General features: G+C 62.5%; 17 protein-coding genes and 1 pseudogene. 16 read left to right on the forward strand and 2 right to left on the reverse strand.

What is annotated here, in order from left to right:
- Positions 1 to 34 precede the first annotated feature (34 nt).
- Positions 35 to 330, reverse strand: a pseudogene (locus ACWPVA_RS18305) (transposase); the annotation flags it as partial.
- A 118-nt stretch (positions 331 to 448) separates the two neighbouring features.
- On the opposite strand from ACWPVA_RS18305, the gene ACWPVA_RS18310 reads away from it, so the two are divergent.
- From ACWPVA_RS18310 to ACWPVA_RS18320, 3 genes are read left to right on the forward strand one after another with little or no spacing between them, the layout of a single operon-like run.
- Positions 449 to 1,555 (forward strand): autotransporter outer membrane beta-barrel domain-containing protein, encoded by a 1,107-nt coding sequence (locus ACWPVA_RS18310; RefSeq protein WP_454289033.1) that lies wholly within the window; start codon positions 449 to 451, stop codon positions 1,553 to 1,555.
- A gap of 10 nt (positions 1,556 to 1,565) precedes the next feature.
- Positions 1,566 to 1,889, forward strand: a complete 324-nt coding sequence (locus ACWPVA_RS18315) for a 2Fe-2S iron-sulfur cluster-binding protein (protein ID WP_454289034.1) — start codon at positions 1,566 to 1,568, stop codon at positions 1,887 to 1,889.
- Positions 1,890 to 1,903: 14 nt separating this feature from the next.
- Positions 1,904 to 3,181: an NAD(P)/FAD-dependent oxidoreductase gene (locus tag ACWPVA_RS18320; RefSeq protein ID WP_454289035.1), complete on the forward strand. Its 1,278-nt coding sequence runs from the start codon at positions 1,904 to 1,906 to the stop codon at positions 3,179 to 3,181.
- Positions 3,182 to 3,422: 241 nt separating this feature from the next.
- On the opposite strand, the gene ACWPVA_RS18325 is transcribed toward ACWPVA_RS18320, so the two are convergent.
- The gene (locus ACWPVA_RS18325) at positions 3,423 to 4,214 is read right to left on the reverse strand and encodes a helix-turn-helix transcriptional regulator (protein ID WP_454289036.1); all 792 of its coding nucleotides are present in this window, start codon (positions 4,212 to 4,214) and stop codon (positions 3,423 to 3,425) included.
- A gap of 123 nt (positions 4,215 to 4,337) precedes the next feature.
- Between ACWPVA_RS18325 and ACWPVA_RS18330 the strand changes: the two genes are divergently transcribed.
- The 13 genes from ACWPVA_RS18330 to ACWPVA_RS18390 all read left to right on the forward strand — a co-directional run bounded on the left by ACWPVA_RS18330 (position 4,338) and on the right by ACWPVA_RS18390 (position 18,911).
- Positions 4,338 to 5,681, forward strand: a complete 1,344-nt coding sequence (locus tag ACWPVA_RS18330; protein WP_454289037.1) for a glutamine synthetase family protein — start codon at positions 4,338 to 4,340, stop codon at positions 5,679 to 5,681.
- Between the two features lie 41 nt (positions 5,682 to 5,722).
- On the forward strand, positions 5,723 to 6,853 hold the full coding sequence (locus ACWPVA_RS18335; RefSeq protein ID WP_454289038.1) for an ABC transporter substrate-binding protein: 1,131 nt from the start codon (positions 5,723 to 5,725) through the stop codon (positions 6,851 to 6,853).
- A 95-nt stretch (positions 6,854 to 6,948) separates the two neighbouring features.
- The gene (locus tag ACWPVA_RS18340) at positions 6,949 to 8,022 is read left to right on the forward strand and encodes an ABC transporter ATP-binding protein (RefSeq protein ID WP_454289039.1); all 1,074 of its coding nucleotides are present in this window, start codon (positions 6,949 to 6,951) and stop codon (positions 8,020 to 8,022) included.
- A 2-nt stretch (positions 8,023 to 8,024) separates the two neighbouring features.
- The gene (locus tag ACWPVA_RS18345) at positions 8,025 to 8,903 is read left to right on the forward strand and encodes an ABC transporter permease (RefSeq protein ID WP_454289040.1); all 879 of its coding nucleotides are present in this window, start codon (positions 8,025 to 8,027) and stop codon (positions 8,901 to 8,903) included.
- Positions 8,900 to 9,736 carry an ABC transporter permease gene (locus tag ACWPVA_RS18350; protein ID WP_454289041.1) on the forward strand — a complete coding sequence of 279 codons (837 nt, stop codon included), beginning with the start codon at positions 8,900 to 8,902 and terminating at the stop codon, positions 9,734 to 9,736. The genes ACWPVA_RS18345 and ACWPVA_RS18350 overlap by 4 nt, the downstream gene beginning before the upstream one ends.
- 3 nt (positions 9,737 to 9,739) lie before the next feature.
- Positions 9,740 to 10,903, forward strand: a complete 1,164-nt coding sequence (locus tag ACWPVA_RS18355) for an iron-containing alcohol dehydrogenase (RefSeq protein WP_454289042.1) — start codon at positions 9,740 to 9,742, stop codon at positions 10,901 to 10,903.
- Between the two features lie 259 nt (positions 10,904 to 11,162).
- Complete coding sequence (locus tag ACWPVA_RS18360; protein ID WP_454289043.1) at positions 11,163 to 12,032, forward strand: MurR/RpiR family transcriptional regulator; 870 nt, start codon at positions 11,163 to 11,165, stop codon at positions 12,030 to 12,032.
- Between the two features lie 52 nt (positions 12,033 to 12,084).
- Positions 12,085 to 13,671, forward strand: a complete 1,587-nt coding sequence (locus ACWPVA_RS18365) for an ABC transporter substrate-binding protein (RefSeq protein WP_454289044.1) — start codon at positions 12,085 to 12,087, stop codon at positions 13,669 to 13,671.
- 19 nt (positions 13,672 to 13,690) lie between these two features.
- Positions 13,691 to 14,620 carry an ABC transporter permease gene (locus ACWPVA_RS18370; RefSeq protein ID WP_454289045.1) on the forward strand — a complete coding sequence of 310 codons (930 nt, stop codon included), beginning with the start codon at positions 13,691 to 13,693 and terminating at the stop codon, positions 14,618 to 14,620.
- Positions 14,617 to 15,480, forward strand: coding sequence for an ABC transporter permease (locus ACWPVA_RS18375; protein WP_454289046.1), 864 nt, complete (start codon positions 14,617 to 14,619; stop codon positions 15,478 to 15,480). Before ACWPVA_RS18370 ends, ACWPVA_RS18375 begins: the two co-directional genes overlap by 4 nt.
- On the forward strand, positions 15,480 to 16,442 hold the full coding sequence (locus tag ACWPVA_RS18380) for an ABC transporter ATP-binding protein (protein ID WP_454289047.1): 963 nt from the start codon (positions 15,480 to 15,482) through the stop codon (positions 16,440 to 16,442). Before ACWPVA_RS18375 ends, ACWPVA_RS18380 begins: the two co-directional genes overlap by 1 nt.
- The gene (locus tag ACWPVA_RS18385) at positions 16,439 to 17,431 is read left to right on the forward strand and encodes an ABC transporter ATP-binding protein (protein WP_454289048.1); all 993 of its coding nucleotides are present in this window, start codon (positions 16,439 to 16,441) and stop codon (positions 17,429 to 17,431) included. Before ACWPVA_RS18380 ends, ACWPVA_RS18385 begins: the two co-directional genes overlap by 4 nt.
- Positions 17,421 to 18,911: a M81 family metallopeptidase gene (locus ACWPVA_RS18390; RefSeq protein ID WP_454289049.1), complete on the forward strand. Its 1,491-nt coding sequence runs from the start codon at positions 17,421 to 17,423 to the stop codon at positions 18,909 to 18,911. The genes ACWPVA_RS18385 and ACWPVA_RS18390 overlap by 11 nt, the downstream gene beginning before the upstream one ends.
- The last annotated feature ends 2 nt before the right edge of the window (positions 18,912 to 18,913 follow it).

Consider the following 18,913-nt stretch of genomic DNA (forward strand, 5'->3'; position numbering starts at 1 on the left):
GGGCCAGAGCTTACTTCAAAATGGATTAGTTCAACGGGGCAAGGTCAGCCGAAGCTTTGCGCAGAACCTCGTTGGCCTGACGAAGCTCGCGGTTCTCCCGCTCAAGAGCCTTCATCTTCTCGGCCACATCGCTCGGCAGGCTGCTCGTTTACCGCTGTCGACCTCGGTCTTCTTTACCCATTCGTGCAGCGTGGCTGGCGAGCAGCCAATCTTGGAAGCGATAGATGAAACGGCAGCCCAGCGTGATGGATGCTCGGCTTCGTGGTCCAGCACCATACGGATGGCACGGTTGCGGACTTCAGGTGAAAACTTGTTCGTTGTCTTGCTCATGATGGCTCCACTTTCTCAGAAGTTGGAGCCTCCGGCAAACCCGGCGCGGTTCACCACCATTCCGGGTCGCTGGTGCGCAGAGCGTTCAGCAATCCATTTTTTCAACGGGAGGGAAACCATGAAGAAAAACAAACAACTGTCTGCCGTTGTCGCGGTTATTGCGACAATGCCGGCAACTCTTGCCGTCGCCCAGGAGCCCGCCGGCATACCGCCGCTGGAAACGCTCCCGCCGCAGGCGCAACTTTACTTCAACCTGGGAAGCGCGGGCCTGCTGGCCGAGATGAACAGCTACGAGAATTTCAACACGGTCCAGGGGCGCATCGGGCTTTCCCGCGCGCAGATCGAGTTTTCCCGGTCCTCAGGCATTACCAGCGGCTACGAAGACAGCTCGTTCGTCGCTGTTCTGCCCTTCGAGGTGATGTATGCGCTGCCCGGGTCCGATGGCCACTCCTATCTCCGCTTCAACGGCTTTGTGAACGACATCACGGGCGCAAGTGGGAACCCGACCCAACTGGATTCCTCGGCACAACGGCTCGATGTCCAATACATGTGGTCCCCAAACATCAACACGCTCATGGGCATCGGTCCGTACTACGAAAAGGCAAGTGTTGATCTGCTGCACAATGACGGCACCATCAGCCGCGACGGGTGGGGTATCAGAGCTGACTACCTCCAGAAACTCACCTCGAACTGGGGCGTGGCCGCACGCGCGGACCTGAATTTCGGCGAAGGTGAAACCCGCGTTCCCGTCGCACCCGGTGTTACCTATACACTCGACCAGAACGATACGCGCGCCTATTTCCAAGGAGATCTTGTCGGCACTTATACAAGCCGCGATGCCAACTGGATCCCCGAAGGCTGGGTGTTCCATCCAACCATTTCGGCAGTCTATCAGCGTACGGAATTTGACTCTGCAACCGATAGCTTTGGCGGCACGGTGGGCGACAGCGATGCCTATGGCTGGCTCGGCGCCAGTGCTCGGTTCGAAAGCACGGAATTCCGTCCGGGCAAGCTCGCCCCATATTTCGAAATCGGTTTCCAGCACGAATATGTCAACGATCTCGATCTTCTACTCGATGACCAGACCCATCTGCACACCGTCGTTGGTTTCGCGACGAACCTCGGCAATGGCGGGCGCCTTGATGTGGAATACGGGCGTCACGATGGGCTGAACGGAAAGCGCAAGGACCAAGCCGTCACGGTCCATATCGGCTACGCCTTTTGAGGAGGCCGGAATGCCCCGTATCACCTATCAGGACCCGACCGGACACAAACATGTGGTCGAAGTTGCCGTAGGCCTCACCGTGATGGAAGGAGCCCGGGACAATGGTATTCCCGGGATTCTGGCAGATTGCGGCGGGGCTTGCGCCTGTTCGACATGCCATGTGTATGTCGATCCGGCGTGGATCGGAAAGCTTTCGCCGAAGGATGAAATGGAGGCCGACATGCTGGAGTTCGCGTTCGAGCCCGACCCGCAGCGGTCGCGCCTGACTCGCCGGTTGCGCGTCACCGAGGACCTGGACGGTCTTGTCGTGACGATACCGGCCGAGCAGGCATGAGGGAGGGCCGGACCATGCGTGAGGACCTGCGTGATCTCAGCCCGAAGGAATCGGAGGCCGGCAATATCGTTATTGTCGGTGCCGGGCATGCGGGAACCCAGCTTGCCGCCTCGTTGCGGGAGGAGGGATTTGCGGGGCGCATCGTGCTGATTTCACGCGAGGCGGAGGCGCCCTATCACAAACCGCCGCTGTCGAAATCCTTCATGAAGGATTCCGAGGCTCCCTTGCAACCGCTGAGGGGCGAGCGGTTTTTCCACGATCATGACATCGATCTTCGGCTCGCAGTGCAGGTCGACGAAATCGACCGGGCGGCGAAGCAGGTGATCATGTCTGACGGTGGACGCCTTGCCTACAGCAAGCTGGTGCTCGCGGCCGGTGCCTCGGCGCGTCGACTGACCGTCCCGGGCGCAGACCAGACCGGCCTATTCCATCTTCGAACGGCGCAGGACGCTCGGAAGATGCGATCGGCGATGCCCCGACATGGGCGCGTGGTGGTCATCGGTGGTGGCTTCATCGGCCTGGAAGCCGCAGCCATGCTGAGGGCGCGGGGCTCCGCGGTCGAGGTCGTTGAACTTGCGCCGCGACTGCTGGGCCGGGCTGTCAGTGCCACCACGGCTGAAGCCATTGCCGAGGACCTTGCCCTCCAGGGTGTCGTGGTAAGGTGCGGTATCGGCGTTGACCGGATTCTCGGGGATGGGAAGGTCTCTGGTGTGCTGCTTGAAGACGGAACCGAACTTCCCGCCGACATGGTGGTCGTTGGCATCGGTGCCGTTCCGGAAGACGATCTTGCTCGACGGTCCGGGCTGGGTTGCGACGGTGGCATCGAAACGGACGGCCTGCTTGTGACATCCGACCCATCCATTTTCGCGATCGGTGATTGTGCTGCTTTCCACCAGGCACGTCTGAATGCACGCACACGTGTCGAGTCGGTGCAGAATGCCAACGACCAGGCGCGTGCCTTGGCGCGAACCCTGACCGGCAATCCGACTGTCTACGACGCCGTGCCCTGGTTCTGGTCCGACATCGGCGCTTTGAAACTACAGATCGCCGGCCTTGCCGTCACTGCTGACGAGGACATCGCGGTATTCTCGGCCGATGGGTCCCTGCGGTCGGTCTGGCGCCTTGCAGGGGGGCGGCTCGTCGCGGTGGAAACGTTGAACGATCCGGGTGCCCACATGCTTGGGCGCCGCCTGCTTGCAGGAGGTGTCACACCGGACCGTGCGGCTATGGAAGCCGGCGACAGGGCAGCTCTGAAGTCGGCCTGTGCGGCATCTCAGAGCATGTCGGATTGATCACTCCGTCTTGAGGGTTGACGCCTCTGGAAGGCAATGCCGAAGCATAGCCAGAGGAGGGACCTCATAGAACTCGGCATGCCGACCGCACCACAACGACTGAAGCTCATCGGGGCGGGGAGCCAGCGTCACCGGCAACCGCCGTGATGCTTGGGCCGCTGCCGTTATCCACCTTAGTCGCCGCGGTGCCCGGCATCCGTGGAACGACGTAACGCGCCAGACCGACGGGTCATTGCCCTGGCTAGGCCGAAAGCCGGGAGATGAAGCGTGCGAACAGTTGCGCCTGGGAGGAGATCTCCAGCTTGTGATAGATGTTCTTGCGATGGATCTTCACGGTGCCCTCGGCGATGCCGAGCGTTTCGGCGATCGACATGTTGGAGTGGCCGCGCAGGATCAGCGAGGTGATCTCGATCTCGCGCGGCGTCAGCAGGCCGTTGGTCATCTTGCCCAGGGTTGCATTGATGGCGTCCGGCTGCGGGCGGCCGTGATCGGGATGCCGGTCGATCCCCGTGCCGATGGCAAAGTGCTGCTCGATCAGCAGCCGGATGACCGGCTCGACGGCATTGACGGTTTCGAGGTCGCGCCGCCCGAAGGCGGATGAGCCGTCGGGACGGGTGAAGCTGACAACCACACCGTAGTCCGGGCCGGGCCGGGCGATGAAACCCACCTCGTCGCGAATGCCCGTCAGACCGTAGTGCTGGCGGAAATATTCCGAGCTGTAGAACTGGTCGGGTGCCATGTCCCGGAGCCGCCGCACCCCGGTGACGGTCGGGTCGGTGGCCGCCGCATAGAACGGGTCGAGCAGATAGGGTCCGGCGGCATAGGCGTCGATGACGGTGGCGGCCCGGTCGGGATCGATGTTGTAGTAATGCGCGATCGGTGGCGACGCGCCAAGATAACCGAAGATCATGAACACGTCGAAATCAAGCATCGCGCGGAGCGCGGCTTCGATGCGTGCGGGAAAATCGGGCTCGCCCAAGGACGTGATGGCGCCTGCCAATGTCTTGTTCCAGGCGGCGAAACCTTTTTCCAAGTCCCTTACCCTTCCAGTCCGATCGAGACGCTTCCGCAATATTGCATCACGGCCTATCCCTTTGGGGATATTTCCTTACCGAAAGCCGATGCCTAACCTCAAGTTAATTCTGAGAAGGGTGCCATGACGAACGACAACTGTTCCGCTTCCGATTTCGAAAAAGCAGTCCGGGAAATTGGGGCCGATGCGGTCCATATTGGCATGGTCGACCCGCAGGGTGAGTTTCGCGACAAGCTGGTTTCCGCCGACAAGGCGATCAAGCTGGCGAAGGACGGCTACCCGTTCTGCGAAGTGCTCTATTTCTGGGACATTGCGGAAAACACCTACCGCGACGGTGCGTTCGTCGATCGTCCCGCGACCCTCTTCGCCGATAGCGTGCGGCGCTATCCCTTCGCCGAGGATACCGCGCTTTGCCTGGCGGATTTCGCCGGCGACTTCGGCCGCCGCTCACCGCGAAACGTCTGCCTGGAGCAGATCGCGCGCGCTGCGGAACGCGGCTGGGATGTGCTGTCGGCTTTCGAGTTCGAGTTCTTTGTCTTCGACGAGACGGCCGAGACGATGAAGGCGAAGAACTATCGCGACCTCACACACTTTGCCCAGGGCAACCGGACCTATTCGCTCCAGACGTCGGCCCTTTACGGCGACCTGCTCGAAGGTCTCGAAGAGACCATGACGACGATGGATGTGAAGCTCGATGCCATCCACACCGAGCTCGGCCCGGGCTGCTTTGAGGCTCCGCTGACCTACGCCAAGGGCATCAAAGCGGCGGACGACGCCTTCCTGTTCAAGAACTTCGCCCGGTCCTACTTCGCCCGCAACGACCTGACCGTGAGCTTCATGTCGAAGCTCTCGCCGGCGCTGTCCGGCCAGTCGGGGCACCTGCACCTGTCGCTGCGCGACAGAGACGGAAAGCCGGTCTTTGCCGATCCGGATAGCCCTGACGGGCTTTCCCGTACGGCGCGCCATTTCATCGGCGGGTTGCTCAAGTTGATGCCCGAACTGCTGGCGATGTGCTCGTCGACCGTCAATGCCTACAAGCGACTTGTGCCAGGCGCCTGGGCGCCGATCTCGGCGAACTGGGGCGTGCAGAATCGCACGGCGGCCGTCCGCGTCATCAATGACAGCAAGGAGGCGACCCGCCTCGAGTTCCGCGTCCCGTCCGCCGATACCAACCCCTATCTGGCCCTCGCCATGCTGATTGGCGCCGGTCTCTACGGTGTCGAAAACGAGATCGAGCCGGCCCCGAGCAGCGCGGAGAATTTCTATGCCGCGACGCCTTCGTCGGACGCTGCCTTCCCGCGCGATCTCTGGGATGCCGCGCAACGGTTGAAGCAGAGCCCGCTGGCGCGGACGATCTTCGGTGATGATTTCGTCGAGAGCTTCGTCGAAAGCCGGGAAGTGGAATTCTCGCACTATCAAAAGCAGGTCAGTGAATGGGAGATCAGGCGCTACCTCGGCGTCGTCTGATATCTCGTCTTCAAGCAGATCAAAAAAAGGGGAAGACAAGAATGATCAAGGGAACAGCAAGTATCAGTCGCCGCTCGGTCCTCAAGGGCATGGGTGGAGTGGGCATGGCAGCCGCAGGCGCAAGCCTTGTGGGCTTTCCGCGCAACGCTGCCGCGGCCGAAAGCCTGAACTACATGTGCTGGGAAGGCTACAACGCCCCCAGCATTCTCGAACCCTTCCAGAAGTCGACCGGGGCGACGATCTCCGTCGACCTGATCACCGACTCCGCCGGCGGATTTGCCAAACTCGCAGCCGGCGCCTCGCGCGAGTTCGACCTCGTCTCGTCCGACAGCCCGTGGATCCAGCGCATGGGCCCGGCCGGCTTCTGCCGGTTCCTCGATGACGCGGATTTCGCCGAGCAGTACGCCGATTTCTATCCTCAGTTCCGGGCTCCTTTCGCTCCGCTCCAGCACGAGGGCAAGGCGACCGGCCTGCCGACACGTTGGGGCTGGGTCGGCCCGACGGTCAACACCAAGTTCGACACGCTCGAATCCTGGTCGAGCTATGCACCGGTCTTCGACAGCGCCTACAAGGACAAGATCTGCCTTCTCGACTGGGGTGACTGGCCGATCATGCCGCTGGCTCTCTATGCCGGCATCAACCCTTACGAAGAGCTGGACGAAGCGGCTCTCGGCGAAGTCCGCAAGGTTCTGCGCGCCGCCTTCAAGAATACCCGCGCGATCGTCGCCGATCTCGCCATTGCCCAGAAGGGCCTGATCGACGGCTCGTTCCGCGCGCTGATCGGCGGGGGCACCTATTGCACCTCGGCGCTCCGGCTGCAGGGCCACGACTATATCCAGTCGATCGTCCCGGAACCGAAGAATGGCCTCAAGCAGGGCATCATCTGGATGGAGGCGACGGGCCTCGTCGACAACGGCAAGAACTCGAAGGTCGCGGCCGACTTCCTGAAGTACATCGTCTCGCCCGAGGTGGCCAAGCAGTTGGCGATCACCGAGGCGACCTGCAACCTGGTACCCAGCCAGAAGGCCGAGGCGCTGTTCTCCGACGCGGAGAAGAAGGCGCTGCAGATGGACTACATGTGGACGGCCTGGGAAAACAGCCAGTTCCACACCGTGGCGCCCAACATCGACGACATGCTGGCGATCTGGCAGGAAGAGCTCGCCGCCCGCTGAACCAGGACCTAGATGGGCCGCCGTCCTGGACGGCGGTCCGCACAACCCTCCAGGAGTCGGGGACGCCTACATTGCCAGTGCCAATCATTGAAGCCTTGAATATCGTCAAAGACTACGGTTCCGCGCGCGCGCTGCATGGCGTGTCGCTGGAGGTCGGGGAGGGGGAATTCGTCGCCCTCGTCGGCCCGTCCGGCTGCGGAAAGACCACGCTCTTGAAGATACTCGCAGGCTTCGAGGAGCTGACCGAGGGGCGGCTGGAAATCCAGGGGCAGGACATGCTGGGCGTGCCGGCGGCCAGCAGGCCGACGCGCATGGTGTTCCAGAAACTGGCGCTGTTCCCGCACAAGACAGTCGCGGAGAACATTGGCTTCCCGCTCAAGCTCAAGAAGATGGACCGGACGGAGATCGATGAGCGTGTTCGCGCGATGATCGATCTGATGCACCTCAAGCCGGAATATCTCGACCGCTATCCGGCCCAGCTTTCGGGCGGCGAACAGCAGCGCGTGGCGCTGGCGCGCGCGCTCGTCTCCCGTCCCAGCGTGCTGCTGCTCGACGAGCCGATGAGCGCGCTGGACGCCAAGCTGAAGAAATCCCTGCAGGCCGAACTCAAGAAGCTCCACCGCGAAATCGGCACCAGCTTCGTCCTGGTGACGCATGACCTGGAGGAGGCGATGATGCTGGCCGACCGGATCTGCGTGATGCAGGCCGGCCATGTCATCCAGATCGGCACACCCGCCGACATCTACTACCGGCCGGCCAACACCTTCGTCGCCGGCTTCATCGGCGAAACCAATTTCCTGCCGGTGTCCGTCGTCCGCGAGAGCGATGGCGCAGCCACGGTGATGTCGCAACTGGTTACGGGAGCGCCGGCGCGGTTGAAGGGCGAGCATGTCTCAGAACATCTGACGTCTTCGGGCACGGCACTGCTCGTGCGTCCGGAAACCATCGGTTTCGTCGAGGGCGATGCCTCCCCGGACTTGTGGGTGATGGCGGGAACGGTCGAAGAGTATTTCATCAAGGGTTCGTCGACCCAGTACCGCGTGCGCGTCGACGGTTTGGCTGCTCCTGTGGTGATGGACCTGCCCGGATCGATCGTCCTGCCGGCCGAGGTCGGACAGTCCGTCCGGATCTGCTTTGATCCGGCCTCCGCCTTCCTGCTGTCGGAGTGACCATGAACATCGAGCACAAGACATGGAAGGACCCAGTGCTCATCGCAGCCGTCGCACCGCTGGCGATCGTCATGCTGGTCTTCTTCCTGGTGCCGCTGGCGATGACTGTGGTGCTGACCTTCCAGACCACGCAATATTATCGTCTCGTCTGGAGCTGGGACCTGAAGGTCTGGACCGAGGTCTTCTCCAAGCCCCACTACTGGACGATCATCGGCCGGACGATCGTCATGGCGGTCATCTGCGTCGGGCTTTGCCTGCTGATCGCATTTCCGACGGCCTATGCGCTCGCGACGCGGCTTAAAGCCTACAATACCCACATCCAGATCATGATCGTCTTCGCCTTCCTCACGGATGCGGTGCTGAAGACCTTCGGCTGGATCCTCGTCCTTGATCGTAACGGCGTGGCAAACTGGGCGCTGAGCGTGGTGGGATTTGCGCCGGACAGCCTCGACATCCTGTTTACCCCGGCCGGCGCCATGGTCGGCATGGTCTACAACCTGGTCGTCTATCCGATGTTCACCCTCTACCTGTCCCTGGTTCGGATCGACCGCGACCTGCTGCTGGCGGCCTATGATGCCGGTGCGTCGCGCCTTCGGACCTTCTTTGAAGTCACCCTGCCGCTCTCCCGGCCGGGGCTTTATTCCGGGGGCGTCCTCGTCTTCGTTCTGAGCCTCGGTGCGTTTCTCGAGCCGAAGGTGCTCGGTGGCGGCACATCGCCGCTCGCCTCCGAACTGATCCGCCAGAGCTTCGAGACCCGGGTGAACTGGCCGTTGGGTGCGGCGCTCACCATCGTTCTGATTTCCGTTGGGGCTCTGACCCTGGCGCTGGCCGGTCTGTTGGCCATGAAGCGCTCTCCCGCCTTGAGGAGGCGAGCCGCATGATCTCCCATCGTCTCAAGGATCGGCTGATCGACACGGGCCTGATCGGCAGCCTCGCTCTGCTGCTGGTGTTCTTCTACATTCCGATCATTACCCTGGTCGCCTTCTCCTTCACCTCGAGCCGGGTGCTGACCCTTCCGATCGAAGGCTTCTCGTTTGACTGGTACGGCGAATTGTTCCGCAAGCCGGACTTTATCCCGGCAGTCGCCAATTCCGCCATGGTCGCCGCGGTATCGACCGTGTTTGCCACGATCCTCGGGACGGCCGGCGCGATCGCCTGGATCCGCTACCGTTTTCGTCTGCAGAATGCCTTCCGGCTCGTCACCTTCGCACCGCTGCTTTTTCCGCAATTGCTGCTCGGCGTGGTCATGCTGCTGTGGTTCTCGGTGCTGGGCAACTGGCTCGGCTTCTCGACCGGGCTCGTCACGGTGATCATCGGTCATGTCGTCTACATCACGCCGTTCGCGCTCGTGATCGTCGCGGTACAGGTCTACGGCTTCGACGAAACGCTGGAGGACGCCGCGCGTGATGCGGGGGCCAACGGCTGGGAGGTGTTTCGCGAGGTCACGTTCCCGCTTCTGTGGCCGGGTATCTTTTCCGCGGCGATCTTCGCCTTCCTGCTGTCCTGGGGGAACTTCTATGTCTCCTATTCGCTCGCCGGAACGGCCAGAACGCTGCCGATCTTCGTCTACAGCGGCATCGCGGTCGGCTCTTCCCCGATCTACCCGGCACTGGCGACGCTCAACTTCATTCCGGCGCTCATCCTGGTTGCGCTCGGGGAACTGCTGCGCCGCCGGGCTTTGAAGCGCCAGTCCATGCCATCCACCGAGGAATAATCAATGACGATCCACACCCAGGCCGTGGCCAGCAACTGGAGTTTTCCGACCGATGTCCGTTTCGGCAATGGCCGGATCAGGGAGATCGGAGCCGCCGTTCGCGCCCTTGGTGCGTCGTCGCCGCTGGTCGTGACCGATGCCGGTCTCAAGGATCTCTTCCCGGTGCAAAGGGCGCTGGAGGCGCTTCGCGAGGCGGGGCTGCAACCGGGGCTGTTCTTCAATGTGAAACCCAATCCGACCGGCCGGAACGTCGCCCACGGTGTCGAGGCTCTGCGCAGCGGAGGGCATGACCTGGTCGTGGCGATCGGCGGCGGCAGCGCGCTGGATGCGGCCAAGGCGATCGCGCTGATGTCGTCCCAGACGATCTCCATGTGGGATCTGGAAGACATCGGCGACAACTGGACGCGCGTCGACACCTCCCGCCTGGTGCCGGTGATCGCCGTTCCGACCACGGCCGGCACGGGATCGGAGCTCGGGCGCTCCTCCGTCATCACGCAGGACGAAGAGCACCGCAAGGTCATCGTCTTCCATCCGCGGATGATGCCGAACATCGTGATCATGGATCCCGAGCTGACGACCGGACTGCCGGCGCACATCACGGCCGCAACCGGGATGGATGCCCTTTCGCATGCCCTGGAGGCGCTTTCTTCTCCGACGTTCCACCCGATGGCCGAAGGAATAGCGCTGAATGCGCTGCAACTGATCAAGACCTGGCTGCCGGTGGCGGTCGCGGAAGGCCAGAACCTTGAAGCGCGCGGCCAGATGCTGGTCGCCTCCGGCATGGGCTGCGTCGCGCTGCAGAAGGGGCTGGGCGCCATCCACGCTCTGGCGCATCCGCTGGGGGCCCTGCATGACGCCCATCACGGCCTGCTGAATGCCGTCCTGATGCCCTATGTGCTGGAATTCAACGCGCCGGCGATCAAGGACAAGCTGGAGCTGCTGGCCCGGCTGCTCGACCTGCCGGTGCCCACCGCGGCCGGCGTGATCGACTGGATCTTCGATCTGCGCGAGACCCTGGAGATTCCGCCGACATTGGCCGCGATGGGGCTTGCCGACATTGACGAGGACAAGGTCGTGGCGATGGCCGAAGTGGATCCCTGCGCCGGCGGCAATCCGGTCCGGCTCGATCGCGCCGGGCTGCTGAGCATACTGCATGCTGCGCGCTGACGGTTAACATCCTGTCCCTGTCCGATCGAATCCCCTTCACGCCGACGGTGGGCCTTGTCTGAACCCTTCTCATTGGCGGTCGTGAACGCGAGCCGAACATCGCCCAAGGCTATCTCGATCGCGCTCGGAGCTGGCAACCAATGGCTCTCGCGGTCCCGGCTTTTTATCAACTGATCCAGTCGCACCTTGACGTCATGGTATTTAACTATACTATTTTCGAATAGAGATATAAAACTATCATTTTCGACGTGAGAACCAAGTGGCGACGGTCAAAGAACGCTTGCAAGACAGTCTGGAGAAGTCGACGCCCGCGGGCCGAGCGATTGCTACATACATGCTGTCGAACCTGAGCGAGCTGCCTTTCGAGACAGCCGCTAGCATTGCGACCAAGGTCGGCGTCGGCGAGATGACGGTCGGCCGCTTCTGCCGCTCCATCGGCTACAATCACTTCAAGGAACTCAAGGCCGACCTGAAAGATGACTTCGGCGACAGCCCCTGGCTGGTCGGCGACCGGCTGAAGGATTTTGCCACCCGCGCCCGTTCCGGTGACGACCAGCTGGCAGCCGGCCTCGAAATGGAGATCGGCGCGCTCGTACGGGTTTACGAACTGGCCCAGACACCCGAATTCGACCGTTTCATTGCGCGTCTCAGCACGGCTCGCAAGGTCTACTGCGCCGGCTTCCAGACGGAGCGTGGTGTCGCGGCGGTGCTCGCCCATCAGCTCCAGTATCTGCGTGACGAGGTTCATATCGTCGATATGGCCGCCGGCAACTTCGTCGATGTGCTGCTGACGGATCCGATCGACATCATGTTGGTGGTGATCGATACTCGCCGCTATTCGCGCCAGAGCAAGATGTTGGCCGAGGCGGCCCACGCAAAGGGCATTCCGGTTACCATACTCACCGACACCTATTGCGATTGGGCGACGTCGGTTTCCAGCGAAGTCTTCGCTGTCCCGACGGCGCTGAACCAGTTCTGGGATTCTCTAAGCCCGCTTGTCTCCCTCGTGCAACTCGCCATCAACGGCGTATTCACTCAACTGGGAGCCGAGGTTGAGAACCGGCTCGGCCAGATGTTCAGTTGCTACAAGACCTTCACGGGCTATGCCGGAGGCGCCCTGGAAGACTGACCGAGCCTAACCTTCACCCGTCATGCAAAGCTAAAAAAGGGGAACGCAGACGATGACAAAAATGAAATGGGAATTCAAAGGCACTATGGTGGCGCTGACGCTCGCTTGCGGCAGCGTGATGCCGGCATCGGCACTCATGGCAGGGGAAGCCGTCTTCGTGATGCCGGCTTCTGAAGCCGGCGCTCCGGCCCTCGATCCGATCCGCGGAACCTTGGTGACGCTGGCCCATGCTCTGGTTTATGACCGGCTGGTCGTGCAGGGTGCGGACCAGGGCTTCTACCCGCATCTGGCGACCAGCTGGGAAACGTCGCCCGATGGAATGACCTGGACCTTCCACCTCAAGGAGGGCGTCAGGTTCCATGACGGCGAGCCATTCAACGCCGAGACGATCGCCTGGTGGATCCCGAAATTCGCCGGCACCGAGAACGAGTACCTGGTCGGTGCCATCGACAAGGTGGAAGTGGTCGACGACCTGACCGTGCGCTTCCTGATGAAGCACCCTGATGCCAACCTTCTCTACAACATGTCGAGCGGCTTCATGGGCGTTCCAAGCCCGAAGGCCTATGACGCCGAAGGCACGAATTATGGTGTGACAGTCGCTGTCGGCACCGGACCCTACAAGCTGGAGAGCTTTACCACGGGCGTGGAATCCGTTCTTGTGCGCAATGATGACTACACCTGGGGTAGCGCTGCATCGCAAAACAAGGGTCCGGCCAAGATCGATCGCCTGACGCTGCGCGAAATCGCCGATTCCTCGACCAGCTTCCTGGAACTGAAAACCGGTGGCGTCGATGTCGTCATCGACGTCCCGAGCGATATCCTGCCACAATATGCAACACTGGAAAATGCCACCGTGCAGAGCCAGTCGGGCTTTGGCATCTTCTACATGCCGATCAATACCACCGTCGAGCCCTTCACCGACCTCAGGGTCCGCAAGGCGACGGCGCTCGCCGTCAACCAACAGGAGATCCTCGACAAGCTGTTCGGCGGCCAGGGTCTCGCTGCCCACAACTTCCTGATCGCCTCGCTACCGGAATCCAAGGTCGACCCGAAGTTCGACATTTCCTATGACCCCGAACAGGCCAAGACTTTGCTTGAAGAGGCTGGATGGAAGGCCGCCACAGACGGCAGCCGTTCGAAGGACGGCAAGCCTTTGAATGTTACGCTCTGGACCCAGAGCGACACCGAGTTCAAGCGCCTCACGGAGGTCATCCAGGCGCAATTGAAGGCGGTCGGCATCAATGCGGAAATTACAGTCTTCGACACGAGCTCAATCCGCGCCGAATACAAGAAGGGCACCCAGCAACTCGCAGTCCGCAGCTATGGCTGGAACAATGCCGATATTCTCGACTGGTTCTTCTCCGGCGAGCGGCTGGGATACCCCAACGTCTCGATGTGGAAGGACCCCAAGGCTGACGAACTGCGCGTCAAGGCTCTCACCGGTTCCAAGACCCCGGAAGAGCGCATCGCCAACTTCGTTGCCTATCATGAATATGTGCTGAGCCAATATCCCTTCGCGCCGATCTACGAACCGGTCCAGACGCTTGCCTTCAACAAGGATCGCGTCACCGTCCCGGGGAAAATCGACGGCCCGCAGTTCTCCGCACAGACCGTCCTCGACATCGAAGTCAAGGAATGATGGTTCGGGGACGACGGATATGATGGGTTATGCGCTCAGGCGCCTCCTTGCGATGATACCGGTCTTCTTCGTCGTCTCCGGCGTGGTCTTCCTGATCGTCCATCTCGTGCCGGGTGATCCGGTGGACAATCTGATCAGGACCGGCTCCTCACCCGACCAGCGGGCGGCGATCATCGCCCGCTATGGGTTGGACCGGAGCATTGTCGAGCAATATCTCACCTGGCTCGGCAATGTCGCCCAAGGTGACCTCGGGACGGCGATCGTCATGCGCCGCCCCGTGGCCGACCTGATCCTCGCCAATCTGGCTCCGAGTCTGGCGCTCGGAACCTGGGCGCTCGCCTTCTCCGCCGTGTTCGGCATCGTCGCCGGCGCGCTCGCCGCCACCTATCGTGACCGTTTCGTCGACCATTCTCTGATGGGGCTGTCGCTGCTTGGGTCCACCGTGCCCACCTTCTGGCTCGGCCTGCTGATGATCATGCTGTTTGCCGTTCAGCTCGGCTGGGTTCCGGTCTCCGGCGCGCGCCACTGGACTTCCCTCATCCTTCCGGTCCTGACCGTCGGCCTTGGCGGCATGGCGCTTGTTGCGCAGGTCACCCGAGTCGCGATGATCGAAACGGCGCGCGAGGATTTCGTCATGCTGCTGCATGCCAAGGGCCTGTCGCGCCTTCGCATCCAGATCGCCCATGTGCTGCGCCATGCGCTAATCCCCGTCGTCACAATTCTGAGCCTTCGCATCGGCCTGATCGTCGGCGGCTCGGTGACGGTCGAATATGTCTTTGCCCGCCCCGGCCTCGGCTCCCTGCTGATCCGCGCACTCGGCCAACGGGACTATCCGCTGATCCAGGGCTGTCTACTGTTTCTTGCCGTGGCGGTCATGCTCGGCACGCTGATCGGCGATCTTCTGCAGGCTGCCATGGATCCGCGCCAGCGGGAGGAAGCCGCAGCATGACCTCGCGCACTCATCCGGCCTCCATTCTGTCGCGCCTCGTGGCACTGTCCCCCACGCCGGGCGCTGCACTGTCTGGCATCGCTCTTGTCGGGCTCGCCATCGCCGCGATCGGCGCCCCCTGGCTGTCGCCCTATGCCTATGACGCGCAAAATCTCTCGATCGCCAACCAGGCGCCCTCGGTCATGCACTGGTTCGGCACTGACGAATTCGGTCGCGATATTCTCTCCCGCGTGATCTACGGCGCCCGCACGTCACTGAGTGTAGCCGTCGTGTCGATCACACTGTCGCTACTCGGCGGCATCCTGATCGGCGCCGTCTGCGGCTATCTCGGCGGGCGTTTTGACCGATTAATGATGTCCGCCGTCGACCTCACCTGGTGCTTCCCGGAAATCCTGCTGGCGCTCCTGATCGTTGCGATCTTAGGCCCCGGTTCTGGCAGTACGGTTCTTGCCATCGCGATTGCCTATCTCGCTCAGTTCACCCGGCTGACGCGCACCCAGATCATCACGCTGAAGCGCCAGACCTTCGTCGAGGCGAGCCGCAGCATGGGCGCCGGCCCGCTGCACATCATGATGCGTCGGCTGCTGCCCAATGCGATCGCCCCCGTTGTCGTCGTCGCCATGCTGTCGACCGGCAATGCTATACTGCTTGAGGCAACCCTCGGCTTCTTCGGCATGGGTGCACAGCCGCCGGTTCCGAGCTGGGGCGGCATGATGAGCACGGGCTCGGCCCAGCTCTTCAACGCGCCGTGGGTCATCCTCTGGCCCGGCGTCTTCGTTGCCGCTTCGGTGATCTTCATCAATCTGTTCGGTCAGGGCGTACTGAAGTCCCTCGACGTCAAGGCTAGGATGAGAAGCTGATGGCGCCCCTTCTCAAAGTCGAGCAGCTGCATATCGGTTTTGGTCCGCTCGAACCGCTGGCGGGCGTCGATATCGCGGTCGATCGCGGCCGCATTCTCGGCCTGGTCGGCGAATCCGGCTCCGGCAAGTCGATGACCGCCATGAGCGTCATGGGGCTCCTGCCGCTAATGGGCGGACGCATCAAGTCCGGCAGCATCCTCTTCGACGGAACCGACCTGACGACGATCGGCGAAAGGGACTACCGCAACCTGCGCGGCGGGCGGATCGCCCTCATCACCCAGAACCCGATGACATCGCTCGATCCGGTGATGCGTGTCGGCCGCCAGATCGATCAGGTAGCCGAACTGCACCTGAAGCTCGACAGCAAGGCGGCCAAGGAAAAGACCATCGGCCTGATGGCGCGCATGCGCATTCCCTCGCCGGAAATGACCTATGACCTTTTCCCGCACCAGCTTTCGGGCGGGCTTCGCCAACGCATTGTCATCGCCATGGCGCTGGCCGGCGATCCGGATCTGCTAATTGCCGACGAGCCGACCACGGCGCTGGACGTCACCGTCCAGGCGCAGATCATCGCGCTGCTCTCGGAGCTGGTTCAGGAAAAGGGTCTGGGCCTCATCCTCATCACCCACGACATGGGCGTCGTCGCCCAGACCTGCGACGAGGTGGCGGTCATGTATTGCGGCAAGGTGGTCGAATACGGCCAGGTCAACGCCATCTTCGATGCGCCGCGCCATCCCTATACGCGCGCGCTGATCGGCTGCATCCCGCAGCCGGGCATGGCACCGCGCAGCCTTGCCGGCATTCCCGGCATGGTGCCGCCGGCAAGCGCAATGCCTGCTGGCTGCCGCTTCAATCCGCGCTGCCCGCAGGCGATAGACGTCTGCCGCAGCGCAAGCCCACCGAGCGTGATCGAGGCCGGCCGCTCGGTTGCCTGTTTCCTCGCCGAAGGAGAAAGCGCATGACGCCGCTTCTTTCCATCCGCTCGCTCTCTCGCGTCTTTTCCAGTGGCGGCGGCCTGTTTGCCAAGAAGCGCCGCTTCCGTGCCGTCACCGACGTGTCGTTCGATCTGGAGAAGGGCGAAATCCTCGGCGTTGTCGGTGAGTCCGGCTGCGGCAAGTCCACGCTGGCGCGTCTCGTCTCCCGCCTGATCGAGCCGAGTGCCGGTGAAATCCTGTTCGACGGCCAGGACATCCGCCCGCTCAAGGGCCGTGCGCTCAGCCGCCTGCGCCGCCGCTTCCAGATGGTCTTCCAGGATCCCTATTCCTCGATCGATCCGCGCCAGTCGATCCGCGATGCCTTGCTCGAGCCCTTCGATGTCCAGGGCATCCGCATGAGCCGGGCCGAGCGCGATGCGAAAGTTTCAGAACTCCTCGCTATGGTCTCCCTGCCGAGCCACCTCGCCGAGAGCTACCAACACCAGCTGTCCGGCGGGCAGAAGCAGCGCGTCGGCATCGCCCGGGCGCTGGCGCTCAATCCGTCGCTGGTCGTGCTCGATGAGCCGACCGCCTCCCTTGACGTTTCGATCCAGGCGCAGGTCATCAACCTGCTGCAGGATCTGCGTGACCGGCTGGACCTCACTTATGTGTTCATCTCGCACGATCTGGCGCTGGTCCAGTATTTCTGCGACCGCATCCTGGTGATGTATCTCGGTCGCATCGTGGAAGTGCTGCCGCGGGGCGCAACGCCGACCCATCCCTACACGGTGGCCCTGCTCGACAGCGCCTTCGTGCCCGATCCCCACAATCGCCGCGACATTCCTCGTATCCGTGGCGAGATCCCGAGCGGCTATGACGAGCCCAGGGGCTGTGCCTTTGCCAGCCGCTGCCCGCTCGTAGAGGATCGCTGCCTCAGCCAATTGCCTCACCTGAATTCCCTGTCCGGAACCCATGCCGTGGCCTGCCACGTCAAGGGCCTAGCACCCACCATACTGGAGACTGAGAATGCCGTTTAAAGTTCTGACTGCCGAGTTCATGCACGAATCCAACACGTTCAGCATTCGCAAGACCGGCATTCCCGAGTTCCAGCGCGAGACGCTGATGTTCGCCGACGAAGCGATCGCCAAGCGCAGCCAGTCGAATACCGGCCTCGCCGGCGCTCTGGTGTGCCAGAGGGAATTCGGCTGGGACATGCGCCATTCGGTCAGCGCCTGGACCGAGCCGTCCGGCCCGGTGACGGTCGAAGCCTATGAATTCCTGACCGGCAAGATCATCGAGGCTGCCAAGGCGGAAAAATTCGACGGCATCCTGCTCTGCCTGCACGGCGCCATGGTGGCCGAACACACGGATGACGGCGAAGGCGAACTGCTGGAACGCCTGCGCGCCGTCGTCGGCCCGGATCTGCCGATCGCGGTCACCCTCGACCTGCACGCCAACGTGACGAAACGCATGTGCGCGCTGGCGCAGATCCTCGTCTCCTACAAGACCTACCCGCATATCGACCTGCGCGAGACGGCCTATCATGCTGGCACGCTGCTTGACCGCGCCATGAAGGGCGAGATCGCGCCGAAGACGCTGCGCATCCAGCTGCCCATGCTGGAAGAAGCAAACGGCGGCCGCACCGATGTCGGCGCCATGGTCGAGCGCATCGCCAAGGCCCGTGCCTATGAAAAGTCGGAACCGGGCGCGCTGGCCGTGAGCATCAACGGCGCCTTCCCGGAAGCCGACATTCCGGAAGTCGGCCCGACCGTGCTCGTCACCTATGACGGCGATCCGACCCGCCACCAGGCCTTCGCCGAAACACTGGCCGCCGACATCTGGGAAAAGCGCAATGAGGTGATGAACACCTTCCACCCGGTGGAAACGGTTGCCGAGATGGCGCGCACCTATCCGAAGTCGAACGGCCCGCTGATCATCGCCGACTATGCCGATAACCCAGGCGGCGGCTCCTACGGCGATTCTACCAACCTGTTGAAGGCCATGCTCGAAGCCGGTGTTGATGACGCAGCCTTCGGCCCCATGGTCGATCCTGAGGCGGCAGCAGAACTCGCCGCCAAGGGGGAGGGCGCGACCGTGACCATCGCCATCGGCGGCAAGACCGACCCGCGCTTCGGCGGCGAACCGCTGACGGTGACCGGCACCATTCGCCTCGTCAGCGCCGGTCATTTTGTCGGGGATGGCCCGATGGTCGGCGGTCTCGAACAGAGCTTCGGCACCAGCGCCGTGCTGGTCGTCGACGGCATCGAGGTGCTGGTGACCAGCGTTCCGTTGCAGATGCTCGACCTGCAGCAGTTCTGCGCCTTTGGCATCGATCCGGCGAAGAAGCGCGTGGTCGGCCTCAAATCGATGCAGCATTTCCGCGCTGCCTTCGAGCCGATCGCCAGCAAGGTCGTGGTCTGCGACAGCGGTGCGCTGTGCACGCTCGACTATGCCCGACTGCCCTACAAGAAGATCCCGCGGCCGATCTTTCCGCTCGACAGGGACGTGGCGCGCTGAAC

The organism is Rhizobium arsenicireducens, assembly GCF_964021225.1.